Origin of the sequence: Paraburkholderia ferrariae NBRC 106233 (assembly GCF_000685035.1) — a bacterium.
GTDB classification, from domain to species: Bacteria; Pseudomonadota; Gammaproteobacteria; order Burkholderiales; family Burkholderiaceae; genus Paraburkholderia; species Paraburkholderia ferrariae.
The window spans coordinates 24,100-43,052 of sequence record NZ_BAYB01000040.1 but is presented as its reverse complement, the minus strand read 5'-3'; the positions used below and the strand labels follow the sequence as shown (position 1 = coordinate 43,052).

General features: G+C 67.2%; 14 protein-coding genes. 5 read left to right on the top strand and 9 right to left on the bottom strand.

Annotation, left to right across the window (positions count from 1 at the left end; all coding sequences use genetic code 11):
• Window positions 1-175: 175 nt before the first annotated feature.
• On the top strand, window positions 176-1,849 hold the full coding sequence (locus tag BFE01S_RS31595) for a methyl-accepting chemotaxis protein (protein ID WP_028228949.1): 1,674 nt from the start codon (window positions 176-178) through the stop codon (window positions 1,847-1,849).
• Window positions 1,850-1,943: 94 nt separating this feature from the next.
• On the opposite strand, the gene iolB is transcribed toward BFE01S_RS31595, so the two are convergent.
• From iolB to BFE01S_RS31555, 7 genes are all read right to left on the bottom strand, one after another.
• On the bottom strand, window positions 1,944-2,747 hold the full coding sequence (gene iolB, locus BFE01S_RS31590) for a 5-deoxy-glucuronate isomerase (protein ID WP_028228948.1): 804 nt from the start codon (window positions 2,745-2,747) through the stop codon (window positions 1,944-1,946).
• Window positions 2,744-3,670 (bottom strand): myo-inosose-2 dehydratase, encoded by a 927-nt coding sequence (gene iolE / locus BFE01S_RS31585; RefSeq protein ID WP_028228947.1) that lies wholly within the window; start codon window positions 3,668-3,670, stop codon window positions 2,744-2,746. Before iolE ends, iolB begins: the two co-directional genes overlap by 4 nt.
• Before the next feature lie 94 nt (window positions 3,671-3,764).
• Window positions 3,765-5,765, bottom strand: a complete 2,001-nt coding sequence (gene iolD, locus BFE01S_RS31575) for a 3D-(3,5/4)-trihydroxycyclohexane-1,2-dione acylhydrolase (decyclizing) (protein WP_028228946.1) — start codon at window positions 5,763-5,765, stop codon at window positions 3,765-3,767.
• Complete coding sequence (locus BFE01S_RS31570) at window positions 5,762-7,801, bottom strand: bifunctional 5-dehydro-2-deoxygluconokinase/5-dehydro-2-deoxyphosphogluconate aldolase (protein ID WP_028228945.1); 2,040 nt, start codon at window positions 7,799-7,801, stop codon at window positions 5,762-5,764. The genes iolD and BFE01S_RS31570 overlap by 4 nt, the downstream gene beginning before the upstream one ends.
• Before the next feature lie 32 nt (window positions 7,802-7,833).
• The gene (locus BFE01S_RS31565; RefSeq protein WP_028228944.1) at window positions 7,834-8,643 is read right to left on the bottom strand and encodes an ATP-binding cassette domain-containing protein; all 810 of its coding nucleotides are present in this window, start codon (window positions 8,641-8,643) and stop codon (window positions 7,834-7,836) included.
• A 13-nt stretch (window positions 8,644-8,656) separates the two neighbouring features.
• On the bottom strand, window positions 8,657-9,829 hold the full coding sequence (locus BFE01S_RS31560) for an ABC transporter permease (RefSeq protein ID WP_028228943.1): 1,173 nt from the start codon (window positions 9,827-9,829) through the stop codon (window positions 8,657-8,659).
• Between the two features lie 253 nt (window positions 9,830-10,082).
• The gene (locus BFE01S_RS31555; protein WP_028228942.1) at window positions 10,083-11,135 is read right to left on the bottom strand and encodes a sugar ABC transporter substrate-binding protein; all 1,053 of its coding nucleotides are present in this window, start codon (window positions 11,133-11,135) and stop codon (window positions 10,083-10,085) included.
• A gap of 252 nt (window positions 11,136-11,387) precedes the next feature.
• Between BFE01S_RS31555 and BFE01S_RS31550 the strand changes: the two genes are divergently transcribed.
• The 4 genes from BFE01S_RS31550 (at window position 11,388) to BFE01S_RS31535 (ending at window position 14,846) form a co-directional block, all read left to right on the top strand.
• The gene (locus BFE01S_RS31550; protein WP_028228941.1) at window positions 11,388-12,278 is read left to right on the top strand and encodes a MurR/RpiR family transcriptional regulator; all 891 of its coding nucleotides are present in this window, start codon (window positions 11,388-11,390) and stop codon (window positions 12,276-12,278) included.
• Window positions 12,271-13,284, top strand: coding sequence for an inositol 2-dehydrogenase (gene iolG / locus BFE01S_RS31545; protein WP_028228940.1), 1,014 nt, complete (start codon window positions 12,271-12,273; stop codon window positions 13,282-13,284). The genes BFE01S_RS31550 and iolG overlap by 8 nt, the downstream gene beginning before the upstream one ends.
• 123 nt (window positions 13,285-13,407) lie before the next feature.
• The gene (locus tag BFE01S_RS31540) at window positions 13,408-14,493 is read left to right on the top strand and encodes a Gfo/Idh/MocA family oxidoreductase (protein ID WP_042339210.1); all 1,086 of its coding nucleotides are present in this window, start codon (window positions 13,408-13,410) and stop codon (window positions 14,491-14,493) included.
• A 125-nt stretch (window positions 14,494-14,618) separates the two neighbouring features.
• Window positions 14,619-14,846, top strand: coding sequence for a sulfurtransferase TusA family protein (locus BFE01S_RS31535; RefSeq protein WP_028228938.1), 228 nt, complete (start codon window positions 14,619-14,621; stop codon window positions 14,844-14,846).
• A 130-nt stretch (window positions 14,847-14,976) separates the two neighbouring features.
• Here the strand turns inward: BFE01S_RS31535 and galU are convergent, their stop codons facing one another.
• On the bottom strand, window positions 14,977-15,858 hold the full coding sequence (gene galU / locus BFE01S_RS31530; RefSeq protein ID WP_028228937.1) for a UTP--glucose-1-phosphate uridylyltransferase GalU: 882 nt from the start codon (window positions 15,856-15,858) through the stop codon (window positions 14,977-14,979).
• Between the two features lie 114 nt (window positions 15,859-15,972).
• On the bottom strand, window positions 15,973-18,840 hold the full coding sequence (locus tag BFE01S_RS31525) for a valine--tRNA ligase (RefSeq protein WP_028228936.1): 2,868 nt from the start codon (window positions 18,838-18,840) through the stop codon (window positions 15,973-15,975).
• Window positions 18,841-18,953 lie beyond the last annotated feature (113 nt).

The window sequence follows — 18,953 nt, the reverse complement described above, 5'->3', positions numbered from 1 at the left end:
GGCCGGAACGCGGCAGCGCCACCAGAGCGCCGCTAAAGATCGGAGGCGGATCTGCCGTTGACCGGGTTGTGGCGGACCGGTATGCATGCCCGGTGCGTCGAACAACTGCAGCTATGCGTCGGACCGGGGTCAGCGGTATCGCGCCGACTCCGGTTGGACAGGAGACCGTCGAAACATGAAAGCAGTATCACAGGGCAACCGGCAAGCCGGTTTCATGCCGCAGGACACGCTCGCCGCAGGCGCGGCACAGGGCTCCTCGAAGCGCGCGCGCGGCCGCGCGGGCAAGTCGTTTTCGGTCAAGGCGACGCTGCGCACCGCGTTCGCCGTTCTGCTGATCGGCACGCTCGCGATGGGCGTGTTCTCGCTCACGCAGATCAGCCGCCTGAACGGCTCGACGCAATCGATCTACGAAGAGGGCTACGTGGCGAGCCGCGCGGCCGAAGAGGCGCGCGGCCACGTGCTGCGCGCGAGCCGTGCGCAGAAGATGCTGCTCACCGCCACCACGGCCCGAGAGCGCGACGAACTGGGCGACGACGTCGACCACGATCTGCAGGCGCTTGGCCGCGAGATGGATCAGCTTCAGCAATACGCCGGCCAGTCGGGCGCCGACGGGCTCGCGCTGCAGAAGAAGCTGGCGGCCGCGACCACCACATGGAGCGGCCATCTGCGCGATTTCGTGACGCTCGTGAAGGCCCAGCCGCTCGATCTTTCGCAGATGAGCTGGCAGGTCGGCACCCAGGACGTCTCGCTGCTGGTCGAAACGGAGAAGCTCGAAACGCTCGTCGATCAACTCGTCGAGCAGCGCGGCACCGCCGCCAAGGCGACGATCGAGGCGGCGTCGTTCATCTTCAAGTCGTCGTTCGTGATGATCGCCGCGGCAACCGTCGCGCTCTTCGTGCTCGCGTTCGTGGTGAGCGAGTGGGTCGTGCGGCGCATCGCGCGGCAACTGGGCGGCGAGCCGGCGCTCGCCAAGGCGATTGCGAGCCGCATCGCCTCCGGCGACCTCGCGCAGCCGGTGAAGGTCGATGCGCGAGCCGCCACGAGCATGCTGGGCGCGCTGCGCGACATGCAGCAGGGCCTCTCGGCAACGGTGGCCGAAATCGCCGCGAGCGCGGAAGCCATCGCTTCGGCATCGGGCGAGATCTCCACGGGCAACCTCGACCTCTCGCAGCGCACCGAAGAGCAGGCCATGGCGCTCGAACGCACGGCGAGCAGCATGGAGCAGCTCACCTCCACCGTGCGCCTGAACGCCGAAAACGCGGCGCAGGCCAGCACGCTGGCGGGCAACGCATCGGAGATCGCGGAGAAGGGCGGCACCGTAGTGAGCCGCGTGGTCATCACCATGAACGAGATCAACGACAGCGCGAAGAGCATTGCCGACATCATCGGCGTGATCGAGGGCATTGCGTTCCAGACCAATATCCTTGCGCTCAATGCGGCCGTCGAGGCCGCGCGCGCGGGCGAAGAAGGGCGCGGCTTCTCGGTGGTGGCGGGCGAGGTGCGCAATCTCGCGCAGCGCAGCGCCACGGCGGCCAAGGAGATCAAGACGCTCATCAGCGCCTCGGTCGAGCGCGTGGCGAACGGTTCGACGCTCGCGCAGGATGCCGGCCGCACGATGGACGAGGTGGTGAAGGCGGTCAAGCGCGTGAACGACATCATCGGCGAGATTTCCGCGGCCTCGCACGAGCAGCGCGCGGGCATCGAGGAGATCGGCCGCGCGGTCTCGCAGATGGACGCGGGCACGCAGCAGAACGCGGCGCTCGTGGAAGAGGCGACCGCGGCGGCGCAGTCGCTCGACGATCAGGCGAAGGCGCTCAAGCGCCTCGTGGGGAAGTTCCGGCTGGTCTGAATTTGCGCGTTGTTTGCAGGTTGCTCGCGTGTTGCAACAAACGAAAAACGCCGCCTTTCGGGCGGCGTTTTTCATTGGACCGAAGACAGTGGGCTCATTTCGCGTCGCGCTCGATGATCCATTCGTGCGCGGGGTCGTTATGGAAGTGCCACTCGCGGCGCGGCCCGGCCATCACGTTCAGATAGTACGAGTCGTAACCGTAGGGCACCACCACCGGATGGTAGCCGCGCGGCACCTTCACCACGTCGTGATCCTCCACGGCCAGGGTTTCGTCGAGGTCGCGCGCGTCGGTGTAGACGCGCTGGAACGCGAAGCCCTGCGGCGGGCTCAGCCGGTGATAGTAGGTTTCTTCCAGCGCGCTTTCCTGCGGCAGCCGGTCGGCGTCGTGCTTGTGCGGCGGATAGCTCGACGAATGCCCCGAGGGCGTGCGCACCTCCACCACGAGCAGCGATTCGGCGGGCTCGGTTTGCGGAAGAATGTCGCAGACGTAGCGCGTATTCTGGTTCTTGCCGCGCGTCGAGCGCTTCATCTGCGCGGGTTCGATCAGGCGCACGGGCAGCGTGCCCGTGGCCGGCGCCGTTGCGACACCCACTTCGGCGGCGCGCGTGGCGCGCACCGTCGCCTGCACGCCGGGCGGCAGGTAGAGCGCGTAGGGCGCTGCGTCTTCGAACACGCTGTCGCGCGAGCCGAGGCTCGACCAGCGTTCGCCGCCCGCTTCGATATCCACGGCGCCCGAGAGCACGACGATGCAGCTTTCGCGGCCCGTTTCGTGCACATAGACGACGTCGCCCTCGGCGAGCCGGTAGGCGGCGAAGCCCACGTAACGCCAGCCCGCCGTGGCGGGCGTGACGCGCGCGATGGTCTGGCCTTCGCGCGCGGCCTTCACGAGCAGAGTCATGCTGCCTCCTTCGTTGCCTTTTCCGCGGTTTGCAGCGGCGCGTCGGCGAGCGCGCGCAGCGTGCGATAGCCCTTCTGTGCATACGCATAGGAAGGCGCGATCACGGGATCCTGTTCGGCTTCCACCACCAGCCAGCCGCGATAGCCGTGCTGCTTGAGGCGCGCGATGATGGCCGGGAAATCGACGGCGCCGTCGCCGGGCACCGTGAACGCGCCGGCGAGCACGGCGTCGAGGAAGCTCCAGTTGCGATTGCGCGCGAGCTTGATGACGGCGGGACGCACGTCCTTGCAGTGCACGTGGCACACGCGGGCGATGTGCTTGTCGAGTTCGACGACCGGGTCGCCGCCCGCGAAGGTGATGTGGCCCGCGTCGAACAGGAGGCCCACGGCGTCGCTCGTGCGTGCCATCAGCTTGTCCACGTCGGCCGGCGTTTCGACGTAGGCGCCCATGTGATGATGATAGGCAAGCCGCACGCCGCGCGCGAGCGTGTGCTTTGCGAACGCGTCCACGCGCGCCGCGTAGGCGTCCCACTGCGCTTCGCTGAAAAAGCGCGGACGCTGGTACAGCGGGCGCGGCGCCCCCTGGATCGAATCGGCGACTTCGCCGTAGACCATGACCGTTGCGCCGTTCTGCGCGAGCAGGTCGAGGTGCGGCTCCACGGCGGCAATCTCTTCTTCCACGCTGCGCTGCGCGAGCTGGCCCGAGTACCAGCCGGACACGAGCGAGAGATCGTATTGCGCGAGCAACGCCTTGAGCGCCTGCGGTTCGCGCGGGAACTTGTTGCCGAGCTCGAAGCCTTCGTAGCCGATCTCGCGGCCCTCGGTCAGCGCGACTTCGAGCGGGGTTTCGCCGCCGAGCGAGGGCAGGTCGTCGTTCATCCACGACAGCGGATTGATGCCGATGCGTACGTCAAATGCGCTCATATGCGCTCCTCAAGCTTGACCGTCTTTGCCATTGCGATTGATACCGCGGTTGCCACCGCGATTACCACCGCAGTTGCCATGACCATTGCCGGCGTCATTGGCCGCCGTCCTGCGCGTCATCCTGCGCGTCGTCGTCCGCGTCCGCCGCCGGTTCTTCGCGGCGGCTGCGCAGGGCGAGACGTTCGTCGTAGCGTTCGCGTGCTTCGCGTACCGCCGTGCGCGCGGAGACCTCGGGCACCGCCACTTCCCACCACCAGCCGCCGTCTTCGGTCGTGCGGGCCGGGTCGGTGTCGATGCTGATGAGGTAGGTGCGCGTGGCGGCGCGTGCGCGCTGCATGGCCGCTTCGAGTTCGGCGACGTTCGCGACGTGCTCCGCCTGGGCGCCGAGCGAGCGCGCATGCGAGGCGAAGTCGATGCGCGGTGCGCCGAGCGGCCCCTGCGCGCAGTCGTCGAAGAGGTTGTTGAACGGGGCGCCGCCGCAGGCCTGCTGCAAGCGGTTGATGCAGCCATAGCCGCGGTTGTCGAGCACGACGATGATGAGCTTCGCACCGAGCATCACCGAGGTGGCGATCTCGCTGTTCATCATCAGATAGCTGCCGTCGCCCACCATCACGATGACTTCGCGTTCGGGCCGCGCGAGTTTCGCGCCGAGGCCGCCCGCGATCTCGTAGCCCATGCACGAGTAGCCGTACTCGACGTGATAGGCGCCGGGCCGCCCCGCGCGCCAGAGCTTGTGGAGTTCGGCGGGGAGCGTGCCGGCCGCGCAGACGACGATGTCGTCGTCGGGCGAACGGCTCGACGAACGCTGCACGGCACCGATCACGTCGGCGTCGTAGGGCAGCGTATTGCGCTCCTCCGACGAGTGCGTGAGCTGCTGGACGCGTTCGCGCCATCCGGTTGCCAGCAACAGGGCGCGCGCGGTCCAGTCGGCCTCGGCGCGCCAGTCCGCCAGTTCTTCGCCGAGCACTTCGACGGCGAGACGGGCATCGGCCTGCACCGTGAGCGCGTTGTGCTTGAGCGCGTCGAAGCCGTTGGCGTTCACGCCGATCACGTGAGCATGCTGGAAGAGCGAATTGGAGCCGGTGGTGAAGTCCTGCAGCCGCGTGCCGACCGCGAGGATGCAGTCGGCCTCGTGCGCGAGCGCGTTGGCGGCGGGCGAGCCCGTAACGCCGAGCGCGCCCACGTTGAGCGGATCGTCCCACGCGAGCGCACCCTTGCCGGCCTGGGTCTCCGCCACCGGAATGCCGCGTGCCGCTGCGAGCGCCTGCACGGCGTCCGAGGCGTGCGAATACAGCACCCCGCCGCCCGCGACGATCAACGGCCGCTTCGCGCGCGCGAGCTGCGCGAGCGCGGCGTCGATCTCGGCCTGCACCGGGGCCGGCGCGTGGAAGTTCACGAGGCGCGGCGTGAAGAAGCTCGCCGGGTAGTCCCACGCGGTGGCCTGCACGTCTTGCGGCAGCGCCAGCGTGACGGGGCCGCACAGCGCCGCGTCGGTAAGCACGCGCAGCGCGCGCGGCAGGGCCGTGAGCAGTTGCGCGGGATGCACGATGCGGTCGAAGTAGCGCGAGACGGGCTTGAGCGCGTCGTTGGCGGAGAGGCCGCCGTCGTGCAGGTCCTCGATCTGCTGCAGCACCGGGTCGGGCTCGCGCGAGACGAAGATGTCGCCGGGCAGCAGGAGGAGCGGCAGACGGTTGACGTGCGCGAGCGCGGCGGCCGTCACGAGGTTCGTCGCGCCGGGGCCGATCGAGGTCGTCACGGCCATCATGCGGCGGCGGAAATGGGCCTTCGCGTAGGCGATCGCGCTGTGCGCCATCGCCTGCTCGTTGTGCGCGCGCAGCGTCGGCAGTTCGTGGCGCCATTGATAGAGCGCTTCGCCAAGCCCGGCCACGTTGCCGTGGCCGAAGATCGCGAAGACGCCGCCGAAGAGCGGTTCGGTGCGGCCCGAGCCGTCCTCGCAGGCCACGCGCTGCGCGGCGAGATAGCGCACGAGCGCCTGCGCGGCGGTCAGGCGCACGGTGGGGCCGGGCGCGGCGTGCTGTGCGCCCGCGTGGCCCGGGTGAGTGTCCTGCGCGGCGGGAACGATGCGCTGGTTCATGCTGCTTTCTCCTCGCGCGCGAGCGCCGCGGCCGGGTCGCCGGCGGGTGCGCTCGCGCGGCTCGAACGCCACGCGGCGATCAGCGTTTCGAAGGTGCCGCGCACGCGGGCAATCAGTTCGTCGTCGCCGATCTCGCCGGCAAGCCATGCGAGACTCGGTTCGTAGAAGATCGTGCGGCCCACGGTGAAACCGCGGCACGTCGCCGACCGTGCGGCGAGCCGGAAGCTCTCCACCAACTGATCGACCGGCGCGGAGAGGCCGAGCAGCACCACGCCGCGGCAGTACGGATCGCGTTCGGCGATCAGCCCGTCGATGGCCTGCCACTGCGCGGCATCCACCGGTTCGAGCTTCCACCACTCGGGATAGATGCCGATGTTGTAGAGGCGCTTGAGCGCGCGATAGATCGTGTCGGGCGCGTTCGGCACGCCGTCGCGCTTCGGCGGAATCACTTCGAGCAGCAACTCGTGGCCGCTTGCCTGCACGGCGTCGTAAAGCGCACGAAGTTGGGACTCCTGCTCGATGCGCTGCTCGACGGGATCGTCGGGATGGAACTGCACGAGGCATTTCACCGTGTGGCCGATGGGCCAGGAAGCGAGCGTCGTGCCGATCGAGCGGCCATGATCGAAGACGAGCGGGTTCGAGCCGGGCAGCTCCACCGGGCGGCCGATCCACCAGCCGCGCCCGGTGGCGGCGTTGAGGGCGTCCTGGCCATAGCGGTCGTCGATCAGCACGCCGATGCGGCCTTGCAGGTCGAGCGAGCGTTCGGTCTGCGCGACCGCTTCGACGAACAGGTTCTTCAGCTTCGCAATGCGCGTTTCGTCCGCGCCGGTTTGCTGCGCGAGGTCGAAGAACTGGTTGCGGTGGTCGAACGCGAAGCCGAGGACTTCGTCGCGCGGCGTGCGCGCGGGCGTCACGCGATGCAGGCGGGCGAGCGTCGCGTCGCGGTCGGGGCGGCGCATGCGCTCGGGGTCCGCGGCGGCTTCGCGCAGGAAGTAGTCGAGTTCGGCCGGGGTAGGCATGGCCGGCGCGCAGCCGTGGCGCGACACGACGAGCGCGCCGCATGCGTTCGCGGCGCTCGCGCAGGCGTCGAGCGGCGCATCGCGCAGCCAGCCCGAGAGGAAGCCCGAGGCGAACGCGTCGCCGGCGCCGAGCACGTTGAGCACTTCCACTTCCACGCCGCGCTGTATCGGCAGCGCGTCGAGCGAGGCGGGCACCGCGCCTTCGACGATCTGGCAGCCGAGCGGCCCGCGCTTGACGAGCAGCGTGGCGTCGGTCACTTCGCGCACGCGCGCGAGAGCGTCGATGAGCGACTCCTTGCCGCCCGCAATGCGGAACTCCTCTTCCGTGCCGATCACGAGATCGAAGAGCGGCAGGATGCGCTGCAGATGCGCGGAAACGCCTTCGCTCGCGACGAAGCGCGTCTCGCCGTCGGCCTTGCCGGTGAGGCCCCACAGCACGGGCCGGTAGTCGATGTCGAGCACCGTGCGCACGTTGTTGCGGCGCGCGTAGTCGAGCGCGGTGAGGCTCGTGCGGTTCACCTGCGCGGTGGAAAAGTGCGTGCCGGTGATGAGGAGCGCCCTGGCGGAGGCGATGAACGCTTCGTCGAAGTCGCATGCATCGACGGCCATGTCGGCGCAGTCCTCGCGGTAGAAGATGAGCGGGAACGTGTCGCGATCCTTGATGCCGAGCAGCACGAGTGCCGTGAGGCGTTCGCGATCCACGCGCACGTGGCTCGTGTCGCAGCCTTCCTTCGCGAGCGTTTCGACGAGAAAGCGGCCCATGTGATCGTCGCCCACGCGCGTGAGCATGGCCGATTCGAGGCCGAGCCGTGCGCAGCCGAACGCAATGTTCGCCGACGATCCGCCCAGATACTTCGCGAAGGTCGAGACATCTTCCAGACGCGCGCCCACCTGCTGCGCATAGAGATCCACGCCGAGGCGGCCGAGGCAGACAATGTCGCGCGTCTTGCCGGGCGCGAAGCGGCTCGTTGTGCTGCCGGCCGCCGTGGCGGGGGAACGGGTGATTGCCATATGCATTCCTGTTGAATTCGTGCCGTCGTGCCGCGCGCTCAGATGGTCGCGCCGTCGAGTTCCGCGATCATCTTCTGCATCTCCGCGCCGCCCGCCATCATGTCGAGCACTTCGTTCTTGCTGATGGTCTCTTTCGTATAGGTGCCGAGCGAGCGGCCGCGATTGAGCAGCGTGAACGAGTCGCCGATGGGGTAGGCGTGGTGGACGTTGTGGGTGATGAAGATCACCGAGATGCCTTTCGCACGCGCGGCGTGGATCAGCTTGAGCACGTTGAAGCTCTGCTTCACGCCGAGCGCGGCCGTGGGTTCGTCGAGGATCAGCACGCGTGCGCCGAAGTGGATCGCGCGGGCGATGGCGAGACACTGGCGCTCGCCGCCCGACATCGTGCCGATGGCCTGGTGCGGGTCGCGCACATGTATGCCCATTTCGGAAAGACGGTCCTTCGCGATCTTCGCGCTCGAATCGAGGTCCATCACGTTGAGGAATCCGAAGAGTTTCTTCTGCGGCTCGCGGCCCATGAAGAAGTTGCGCGCGACGGACAGCAGCGGCACGAGCGCGAGATCCTGATAGACGGTGGCGATGCCGAGGTCGAGCGCGTCCTTGGGCGACTCGAACCGCACGGGCTTGCCGTCGACGAAGTACTGGCCCGAAGTGGGCTGGTGCACGCCCGCGAGCGTCTTGATGAGCGTCGATTTGCCCGCGCCGTTGTCGCCCAGCAGGCAGTGCACTTCGCCGCGCTTCAGGCGCAGCGTCACGCCGTTCAGTGCGATGACCTTGCCGAAATACTTGCTCACGTCTTCGAGCGCGAGGATGGTGTCGGGGGATGCGGCGGTGGTGGTATCGGACATGGGAGCCTCCGGATTACGACTGCGCGACGCGGCGGCGCACATAGTGATTGAACAGCACGGCCATGAGCAGCATCATGCCGAGGAACACGCGGAACCAGTCCGAATCGATGTTCGTGTAGGTGATGCCGATCTGCACGACGCCGAAGATCAGCGCGCCGAATGCGGCGCCAATCACCGAGCCGTAGCCGCCCGTGAGGAGCGTGCCGCCGATCACCGCGGCGATGATGGCTTCGAATTCCTTTTGCAGCCCGCGGTCGGCGGCGGCCGAGCCGATGTCGCACACCTGGAGCACGGCAAAGAGGCACGAGCAGAACGCGGTGAGCATGAAGAGCGAGATCTTGATGCGCTTCACGGGCACGCCCACGTTCTTGGCGGCGTTGGCGTCGCCGCCCACGGCGAGGATCCAGTTGCCGTAGCGGGTCTTGGCGAGCACGAACGCGCCGATGGCGGTGAGCACGAACCACCACAGGATCACCTTGGGCACGCCCGGCACGAGCGGCTGGCCGTTGTCGAGCATCTTGACGATGCCCATGTGCGCGAGCGTCACGAAGAGGCCCTTGAACGCGGTGCCGTGAAAGAGCAGGTTGGTCAGGTAGTCTTCCTTGGCCACGTCGCCCACGCCGGAGACGATGGTGCGGTCGGCGAACATGATCGAGAGCGCGAGCGTGAGGCCGCGCAGGATGAACATGAACGCGAGCGTGACGATGAACGAGGGCAGGCGCGTGCGCATTACGAGGTAGCCGTTGAGCGCGCCGAGCGCGATGCAGCCCACGAAGGCGAACAGGATCGAGAGCGCGATCGGCCAGTGGAAGTACATGGTCGGAATGGCGACCATCATCCCGGCGAAGCCGATCATCGAGCCGATGGAAAGGTCGAACTCGCCCGCGATCATGAGCAGGCACGCGCCGACCGAGAGGATGCCGAGGTAGGCGGCGACCTGCGACCAGTTCATCACGCCGTCGAGGTCGAACATGCCCGAGCCGCCCGCGCCGATGGCGAACACGGCGAAGATGAGCACGGTGCCGGAAATCGCGGCGAATTCGGGCCGGCCGAGCAGGTGGCCGAACCAGGATTCGCGGCGCACGCGTTCGTCCGCGGCGCCGGTCCCCGCCGGCGGCGGCGTCGCGCCGTCCTGCGCGCTGCCGTCCTGGGGATGCGAGGGGAAGTGTTTGCCGGCTACACCCATGATGTCTCCTTTGTGGATCGGGGCCGGTGCGCTGGCGCCGGCCTGAATCCCATGCAATGTCTGATACCCGGTGCGCCGCCCGGCTGCAAGGTGCAACGGGGCAGGGGCGCAGTGGCGGCGTACCGGTGAAAGAGCGCGCGGCGCGGTGAGCGAAGGGCGAAGCGGATATCGCGAGGGGCGAACCGTCGCCGCGCGTGGCTGACGAAAAACAGGACTGCTTTACATCGATGCGGGTGAAGCGGGCGCTACCCGATCAACGGTACTGGCCTGCGTACTTGATGACCTTGTCGACGTTCTCCTTCGTGATGAAGCCCGGGCCCGAGCGGATGTCACGCGGACCGTACGACGGCTGCAGGCCATAGGTTTCGAGGCGCTGCTGGAACTTCGGATTGGCCTGCAGGATCTGGCGGATCTTCACGGGGTCCGTGGTGTGATCCTTTTTCACGATCGCGAGCACCGCCACCGGGATATAGCCCTGCAGATACGGCTGCTGGTCGATGGCGAACTGGATCGTGCCGGCCTGGATCGCCTTGGCGATGTCGTCGGAGAAGTCGAACGTGCAGAAGTAGATCTTGCCCGCGAGGCCCATCTGCTGAACGGCCTTGAGCGATGCGGCCGCCGGCACCGGACCGAGCGTGAGGATCGCGCCCGTGTTCGGGTGGTTGCGCAGGTAGGCGCTCACCTTCGACTGGATTTCCGTCGGGTCCTGGCCCGAGTCGATCGTCGAGGTCTTGTAGTCCACGCCGATGGCGTCGGCAAAGCCGCGGCAGCGCTCGAACGACACCGTGTTGGTGGCGATGTGGTTCACGCACAGGAACGACTTCACGCCCGCGGCCTTGGCCTTTTCGCCGGCGGCGTGGCCCGCCACGTACTCGGGCTGGCCCACGTGCATGATCGCGCCCAGTTGCTGGCTCTGCTCTTCGGTGCCGGAGTTGATCGTCACGAGCGGAATGTGCTTGTCGGTGACTTTCTTGATGGAGCTCTTGAGCACGTCGTAATCGGCGATGGTCGTGATCACGCCGTCGTAATTGCGTGCGGCGGCCTGCTCGATCAGGCGTGCCATGTCGGCGATGTCGCCGTTGGGGGGATTGCGGTAGTCGGTTTCGACGTTGAAGTCTTCGTCGGCCTGTTTGATCGCGTTCTTGATCGTGTTCCACCACGAATCCGAATCCGGCGCGTGGCTGATCAGCACGAAGTGCGCGTCGGCCGCCTGGGCCGCCGGCGTGCCTGCGGCGGCGAGGCCTGTTGCGAGTGCGAGCGCCGCGGCGAGCCGCGCAAACCTTGCCTTGCCCTTGCGTTGAGTCATTGTCTCCACCTTTCTCGGTCTTTCGTTTTTAGGGATGAACCGGACGGCTTCGCGAGTCCATGCCGTCCCGCTCATCGACAAGATTAGGCGATCGGCGAACAGGATGCAACAGAAATTTCATTGCAAATAAAAATGGAAAATCTGTTCCATTTGCGTGCGGAGCTTCCTATAATCGGCAGCGTCGACATGCCGTGAAAGCCGCGCCCGGCAAGGGTTTTGCGGCATTGCGGCAAGGAGCGAGGAAAACCGACCATGACGGAAGAGACAACCGATGCCGCACCGGGCGTCGAGGAATTGATGCAGCGCATCGCGCACGATTACGAGGCGCTGCCGCGGCAATTGAAGAGCGTCGCCACCTACATCGAGCAGAACCGCGCGAGCGTGATGATGGACCGCACGAGCGACATCGCGGCGAGCTGCGGCGTGCATCCCTCGGCCGTGGTGCGCTTCGCGCAGCGCTTTGGCTTCTCCGGCTTTTCGGACCTGCAGGCCGTGTTCCGCCAGGCCTATGCGGGGCAGGGCGCGTCGGCAACGAGCTATCAGCAGCGCATCCGCCAGCTGATCGACGAGAAGGAAGGCAAGGCGAGCCCGGATCTGGGCGGCGCGGTGGCGCGCGAATTCATCGGCGCATGCCGCAGCGGTCTCGACGAACTCGAGGCGGGCCTCGACGACGCGCAGTTCGACGAAGCCGTGCAGATGCTCGAAGCCGCCGACAACATCTACGTGATCGGCGTGCGGCGTTCGTTTCCGGTGGCGAGCTACATCGTCTATGCGCTGCAGCACACGAGAAAGCGCGTGCATCTCGTCTCCGGCCTCGGCGGCATGTATCACGAGCAGATCCGCAGCGTGAAGAAGGGCGACGTGGTGATCGCCATCAGCTTCGCACCGTATGGCAAGGAGACGCAGTACTGCCTGCGCGTCGCGCAGCAGCACCACGCGAAAACCCTCGTCATCACCGACAGCCAGCTTTCGCCGCTCGCGCGCCACGCGAACGCACTGCTTTACGTGAAAGAGGGGAGCGCGTTTGCGTTCCGCTCGCTCACGAGCACTTTCTGCCTGTGCCAGGCGCTCTTCATCGCGCTTGCGTACCGGCTCGAACTGAACGTCGAAGAATCGACCGATACTGGAGGATACGATGACTGAACAAGCAGGCAAGACGCTGGACGTAGCCGTATTCGGCGCGGGCCGCATCGGGCGCATACACGCGGCGAATCTCGCGCGGCAGCCCGGCGTGCGCCTGAAGTACGTGATCGACGTGAATCGCGAGGCCGCCGCGGCGCTGGCCGCGCAGCACGGCGCGCAGGTGGCCGACGTGGACGGCGCGTTCGGCGACGCGTCGATCGGCGCGACGGTGATCTGCTCGAGTACCGATACGCACTCCGAACTGATTCTGAAATCGGCGGCGGCGGGCAAGCATATCTTCTGCGAAAAGCCCGTGGATCTCACCGTGGAACGGGCGCGCTTGTGCGCCGACGCGGTGGCGCGCGCGGGCGTGGTGGCGATGATCGGCTTCCAGCGCCGCTACGATCCTACCTTTGCCGCGCTCAAGGCGCGGCTGGACGCGGGCGAGATCGGCACGCCGGAAATGCTGGTGGTGACGAGCCGCGATCCGGGCGCGCCGCCCGTCGAGTACATCAAGCACTCGGGCGGCATCTTCAAGGACATGCTGATCCACGACTTCGACATCTTCCGCTGGATTCTCGCCGACGAAGCCGACACGGTGCACGCCACGGGCAGTTGCCTCTCCGATCCGGCGATTGCCGAAGCGGGCGATATCGATTCCACCGCGGTGACGATCCGCACGAAGCGCGGGCGCCTGTGCCAGATCAACACGGCGCGGCGCGCGGCCTACGGCTACGACCAGCGCTTCGAGATTCTCGGCAGCGAGGGCATGCTGCAGGCGGGCAACATGAAGCCCACGGAGGTGGTGGCTTGGTCGAGGCAGGCGGTGTCGCAGGACGTGCCCGAGGCGTTTTTCCTCGAACGCTACCGCGCGGCCTATGCGAGCGAAATGGCGCATTTTCACGACGCGGTGACGAATGGCAGGCCGGTGCGCACGACGGTCGCGGACGGCCTGAAGGCGCTCGAACTGGCCGAAGCCGCGGCGCTGTCGTGGCGCGAAGGGCGGGTGGTGAAGGTGGGCGGCTAACGCCACGGCGGCACACATCCCAGGCGGCGGCGGGCTCGCTCGCGCCACCCGGCAGCGGACCGCCCGTGCGGTCCGGCTATGCGTCAATCCACGCGTCAAGCAAGGTACTGGAGGAGAAGCAGGATGCAGGCAGCAGAACACCCCGGGCAGCGTGCCCGGCCGTTGCGCGTGGGCGTGGCGGGACTGGGGCGGCTGGGGCGGCGCCATGCGCAGAACCTGGCTTTTCGCGTGCCGGGCGCCACGCTCGCGGCGGCGTGCAGCCCGCTCGAAGACGATCTCGCCTGGGCGCGCGAGGCCTTGCCCGAGGCACGGCGCTACGCGGACTACGCCGCGATGCTGGCCGACGACGCGCTCGATGCCGTGTGGCTCGTCACGCCCTCGGCGCTGCATGCGCAACAGATCGTCGAAGCGCTGCGCGCGGGCAAGCACGTGTTCTGCGAGAAGCCGCTCTCGCTCGACGTGGCCGAATGCGAGCGCGTGGTGGCCGAAGCGCGGCGCTACGACGGCCAGCAAGTCACGATCGGCTTCATGCGGCGCTTCGATCCGAGCTATCAGGATGCCCACGCGAAGGTGCGCGGGGGCGCGATCGGCCGGCCATTCCTCGTGCGCTCGCAGACTTGCGACCTCAACGATCCCGAAGGTTTCTTCGTGCGCTTCGCGCCCACCTCGGGCGGCATCTTCCTCGACTGCACGGTGCACGACATCGACGTGGCGCGCTGGCTTCTCGGCAAGCCGCGCGCCACGCGCGTCTACGCGAGCGGCACCGTGGCGCTGCACGACGGCCTGCGCGCGGCGGGCGACGTGGACAACGGCGTGGCGATCTGCGAGTTCGAAGGCGGCGGCCTGGCCATGTTCTATGCGTCGCGCACGATGGCGCACGGCAACGATACGTCGAGCGAGGTGATCGGCACGGCCGGCGCGCTCGCGATCGGGCATATTCCGCGCACGAACCGCGTCGAGATCTACGACGCGCACGGCGTGCGTAGCGAATGCACGCCCACCTTCTTCGACCGCTTCGAAGAGGCGTTCCTCGTGGAGGCCCAGGCCTTCGTGGCGGCAGTGCAGGCGCGCATGGGCGGGCAGGCTGGCCAGGGCGACAGTGCGGCGGCCGCCGCGCAGGGGGCGACGCTGGAGGATGCGCTGGAGGCGACGCGCATCGGCCAGGCGCTGCGCCAGTCTTTGCAGACGGGGCAGGCCGTCACGCTTTGAGCGCGGGTGCGGGCGCGGGGGCTCGCGGGCGGCGCCCTGAGCGGTGCGCGCGCCTGCGGTAGAATTAGCGCTTGTCGCTAGCGCCGCGTATGGCGCCTCCCCCGAAGGATCCAACCCCGATGCAGATTCAGGTTCACAAGGAAGTGGATGCGCGCGGGCTGAACTGCCCGCTGCCGATCCTGCGCGCCAAGAAGGCGCTCGCCGATATGGAAAGCGGCCAGATTCTCAAGGTCCTCGCCACCGACCCCGGCTCGCAGCGCGATTTCGCCGCGTTCGCGAAGCAGACCGGCAACGAGATCGTCGAGATTACGCAGCAGGACAAGACGTTCGTGTTTTTGATGCGCCGGCGCTGAAGTTCAGTGCAGAAGTCGAGTGCTTTGCCGCCTGGCGCCTTTGCGAAAGACGGCAATGCAAAAAAATGGCCCGCAATAGGCAATTGCGGGCCATTTTGCTTTCGGCGGCGGGCGCAGCCGGGCGGGCGCTTTAGCCCTCCATCGTCGGCTTGCGCGTGCGCAGATAGTCGGCGAATTCGGCGGCCACCTCGGGGTGGCGCAGCGCGAATTCCACGGTCGCCTTCAGATAGCCCAGCTTGCTGCCGCAGTCGAAGCGCGTGCCGTGGTACTTGTACGCCAGCACCTGTTCGTCGGCGAGCAGCGACTGGATCGCGTCGGTGAGCTGCAGCTCGCCGCCCGCGCCCGGCTTGATGGAGCGCAGGTGGTCGAAGATCCGCGGCTTGAGCACGTAGCGGCCCACCACGCCGAGGTTCGACGGCGCGACTTCGGGCGCCGGCTTTTCGACGATGCCGGAAAGCTTGACGATCGAGTCTTCCCACTCCTTGCCGTCCACGATGCCGTACGAGCGCGTTTCCGAGGGCGGAATCTCTTCCACGCCGAGCACCGAGCTATGGTAGTGGTCGAACACCTCCACCATCTGCTGCATGACGGGCGGCGTGCCGTAGAGCAGGTCGTCCGCGAGGATCACGGCGAACGGGTTGTCGCCCACGAGCTTTTCCGCGCACAGCACGGCGTGGCCGAGACCCAGCGCCTCCGGCTGGCGCACGTAGAAGCAGTCGACATGGCTCGGCTTGATGTTGCGGACCAGTTCCAGCAGCTTCGCCTTGCCGCGCGCCTCGAGCTCCGCCTCGATCTCGTAGGATTTGTCGAAATGATCCTCGATCGCGCGCTTGCTGCGCCCGGTCACGAAGATCATCTCGGTGATCCCGGCCGCCACCGCTTCCTCGACGGCGTACTGGATCAGCGGCTTGTCCACGATCGGCAGCATCTCCTTCGGGCTCGCCTTGGTGGCGGGAAGGAAGCGCGTGCCGAGGCCCGCTACCGGAAATACCGCCTTTGTAACTTTTAGCATGTCTTTAGTCCTGGTCCTGTTCTGTGGCCGGATCGCCCCTCAGCTTCCGGTTGCCCCCCCGGTTTTTACGCGGTTGCCATTCCGTTGCCTCTTGCCTTGCCACTCGTTCGATGCTCAGGCGGGCAGCCGCGCCAGCTGGGCGGTCAGCTTCTCCAGCGTAGCCCGGAATTCTGCCAGCCTTTTCTGCTCCTGTTCAACCACGGCCGGCGGCGCTTTTGCAACAAAACTGTCATTTCCCAGCTTGGCATTGCACTTCGTCACTTCGTTCGTGAGGCGGGCGATTTCCTTGCCGAGCCGCTCGCGCTCGGCGGCCACGTCGATCTCCACCTTCAGCACCAGCTTGTCCGTTCCTACGATAGCAACCGGCGCGCCTGCCGAAGCGGCGTCGAGCGCGGCTTCATCGGCGATGATCTGGACCTCCGAGAGGCGCGCGAGCGCCTGCGCATACGGTGCGAAGCTCGCGAGGCGCTCGCCGTTGCCCGTCACGAGAAGCGGCACCCGCGTGGCCGGCGAGAGGTTCATCTCGCCGCGCAGGTTGCGGCATGCATCGATCAGGGCCTTCAGGTCGGTCGCCCACTGCTCGGCGGCTTCGTCGATCTTCTTCGGCTCGGCCACCGGGTAGGGCTGCATCATGATCGAGGCTTCGCCCTCGGCCGCGCCTTGCGGATACTTGCCGGCAAGCGGCGCCACCTTTTGCCACAGCGCTTCGGTGATGAACGGAATCACCGGGTGCGCGAGGCGCAGCACCGTTTCCAGCACACGCAGGAGCGTGCGGCGCGTGGCGCGCTGCTGCTCGGGCGTGCCCGTCTGGATCTGCACCTTCGCGAGCTCCAGATACCAGTCACAGTATTCGTCCCAAACGAACTTGTACAGGGCATTGGCCACATTGTCGAAGCGATAGTCGGCGAAACCTTTCGCGACCTCCGCTTCCACGCGCTGCAGGAGCGAGACGATCCAGCGGTCGGCCTGCGAGAAGTCCGTATAGCCGCCGGGGCCGCAGTCGCCCGGCTGGCAGTCGCCGGGCTTGCTGAAACCGCAGTCGTGGCCTTCGCAGTTCATCAGCACGAAGCGCGTGGCGTTCCAGAGCTTGTTGCAGAAGTTGCGGTAGCCCTCGCAGCGCGCGAGGTCGAAGTTCACGTTGCGGCCGAGCGTGGCCATCGAGGCCATCGTGAAGCGCAGCGCATCGGTGCCGAACGAGGCAATGCCGTCCGGGAACTCCTTGCGCGTCTTCTTTTCGATGCTGGCGGCCTGCTTCGGGTTCATGAGGCCCGTGGTGCGCTTGGCGACGAGGGCTTCCAGATCGATGCCGTCCACGATGTCGATCGGGTCGAGCGTGTTGCCCTTGCTCTTCGACATCTTCTGGCCTTCGGCGTCGCGCACGAGCCCGTGCACGTACACGGTGCCGAACGGCACCTTGCCGGTGAAGTGCGTGGTCATCATGACCATGCGCGCCACCCAGAAGAAGATGATGTCGAAGCCGGTCACGAGCACGGAGGAGGGCAGGAACGCCTTCAGTTCCGGCGTCTCCTGCGGCCAGCCGAGCGACGAGAACGGCACCATCGCGGAGGAGAACCACGTGTCGAGCACGTCCTCGTCGCGCCGCAGCGCGCCCTGGTAGCCGCTGGCCTGCGCCTGCGCGCGCGCCTCTTCCTCGCTCTTCGCAACGAAGATCTCGCCGTTTTCGCCGTACCACGCCGGGATCTGGTGGCCCCACCAGAGCTGGCGCGAGATGCACCAGTCCTGGATGTTTTCGAGCCACTGGTAGTAGGTGGTGGTCCAGTTTTCCGGCACGAACCGGATCTCGCCGCTGCGCACCACGTCGAGCGCGGTTTCGGCGATCGACTTGCCCGGGTTGAACGTGCCCTCGGGCGCCGGCTTGCTCATCGCCACGAACCACTGGTCGGTGAGCATCGGCTCGATCACCACGCCCGTGCGGTCGCCGCGCGGCACCATCAGCTTGTGCGGCTGCACCGATTCGAGCAGGCCGGCCGCCTCGAAGTCGGCCACCACCTGCTTGCGGGCCTCGAAGCGGTCGAGGCCGCGGTACTTCTCGGGTGCGTTGTCGTTGATCTTCGCGTCGAGCGTGAGGATCTCGATCATCGGCAGGCCGTGGCGCTGGCCCACCTGATAGTCGTTAAAGTCGTGCGCGGGCGTGACCTTCACGACGCCGGTGCCGAACTCGCGGTCCACGTATTCGTCGGCGATCACGGGGATTTCGCGCTCGGTGAGCGGCAGCTTCACCCGCTTGCCGATCAGGTGCGCATAGCGCTCGTCTTCCGGGTGAACCATCACGGCCGTGTCGCCCAGCATGGTTTCCGGGCGCGTGGTGGCCACGGTCAGGTGGCCCGAGCCGTCGGCGAGCGGGTAGCGCAGGTGCCACAGGCTGCCCGCTTCCTCTTCGCTCGCCACTTCGAGGTCGGAGACGGCGGTGAGCAGCACCGGGTCCCAGTTCACGAGGCGCTTGCCGCGGTAGATGAGGCCCTGTTCGTAGAGGCGCACGAACACGTCGCGCACGGCGGCCGACATCTTGTCGTCCATCGTGAAGTACTCGCGCGACCAGTCGATCGAGGCGCCGAGGCGCCGGACCTGGTTCGTGATGGTCGAGCCCGACTTCTGCTTCCACTCCCAGACGCGTTCGACGAACTTCTCGCGGCCGAGGTCGTGGCGCGAAATCTTCTGGGCGTCGAGCTGGCGCTCCACCACGATCTGCGTGGCGATGCCCGCGTGGTCGGTGCCGGGGACCCACAGCGTGTTGTCGCCGAGCATGCGGTGATAGCGCGCAAGGCCGTCCATGATCGTCTGGTTGAACGCATGGCCCATGTGCAGCGTGCCCGTGACGTTGGGCGGCGGCAACTGGATCGAGAAGTTGTTGCGGCCGGGCGTGAAAGTCGCGGCGGCGTAGCCGCGGCGCTCCCATTCGGGGCCCCAGTGGGCCTCGATCGTCTGGGGCTCGAAGCTTTTCGCTAGCGTGCTGTCGCTCATGGGTGGAGTCTGCCGAAAAATGGATGCGGAAACCGTCAATTATAAGGGGAAGTGCCCATGGCCCCGCGCCGGCAGCGGGGTGGCGGGCGCAATCGCCGATTTTGGCGCCCGGG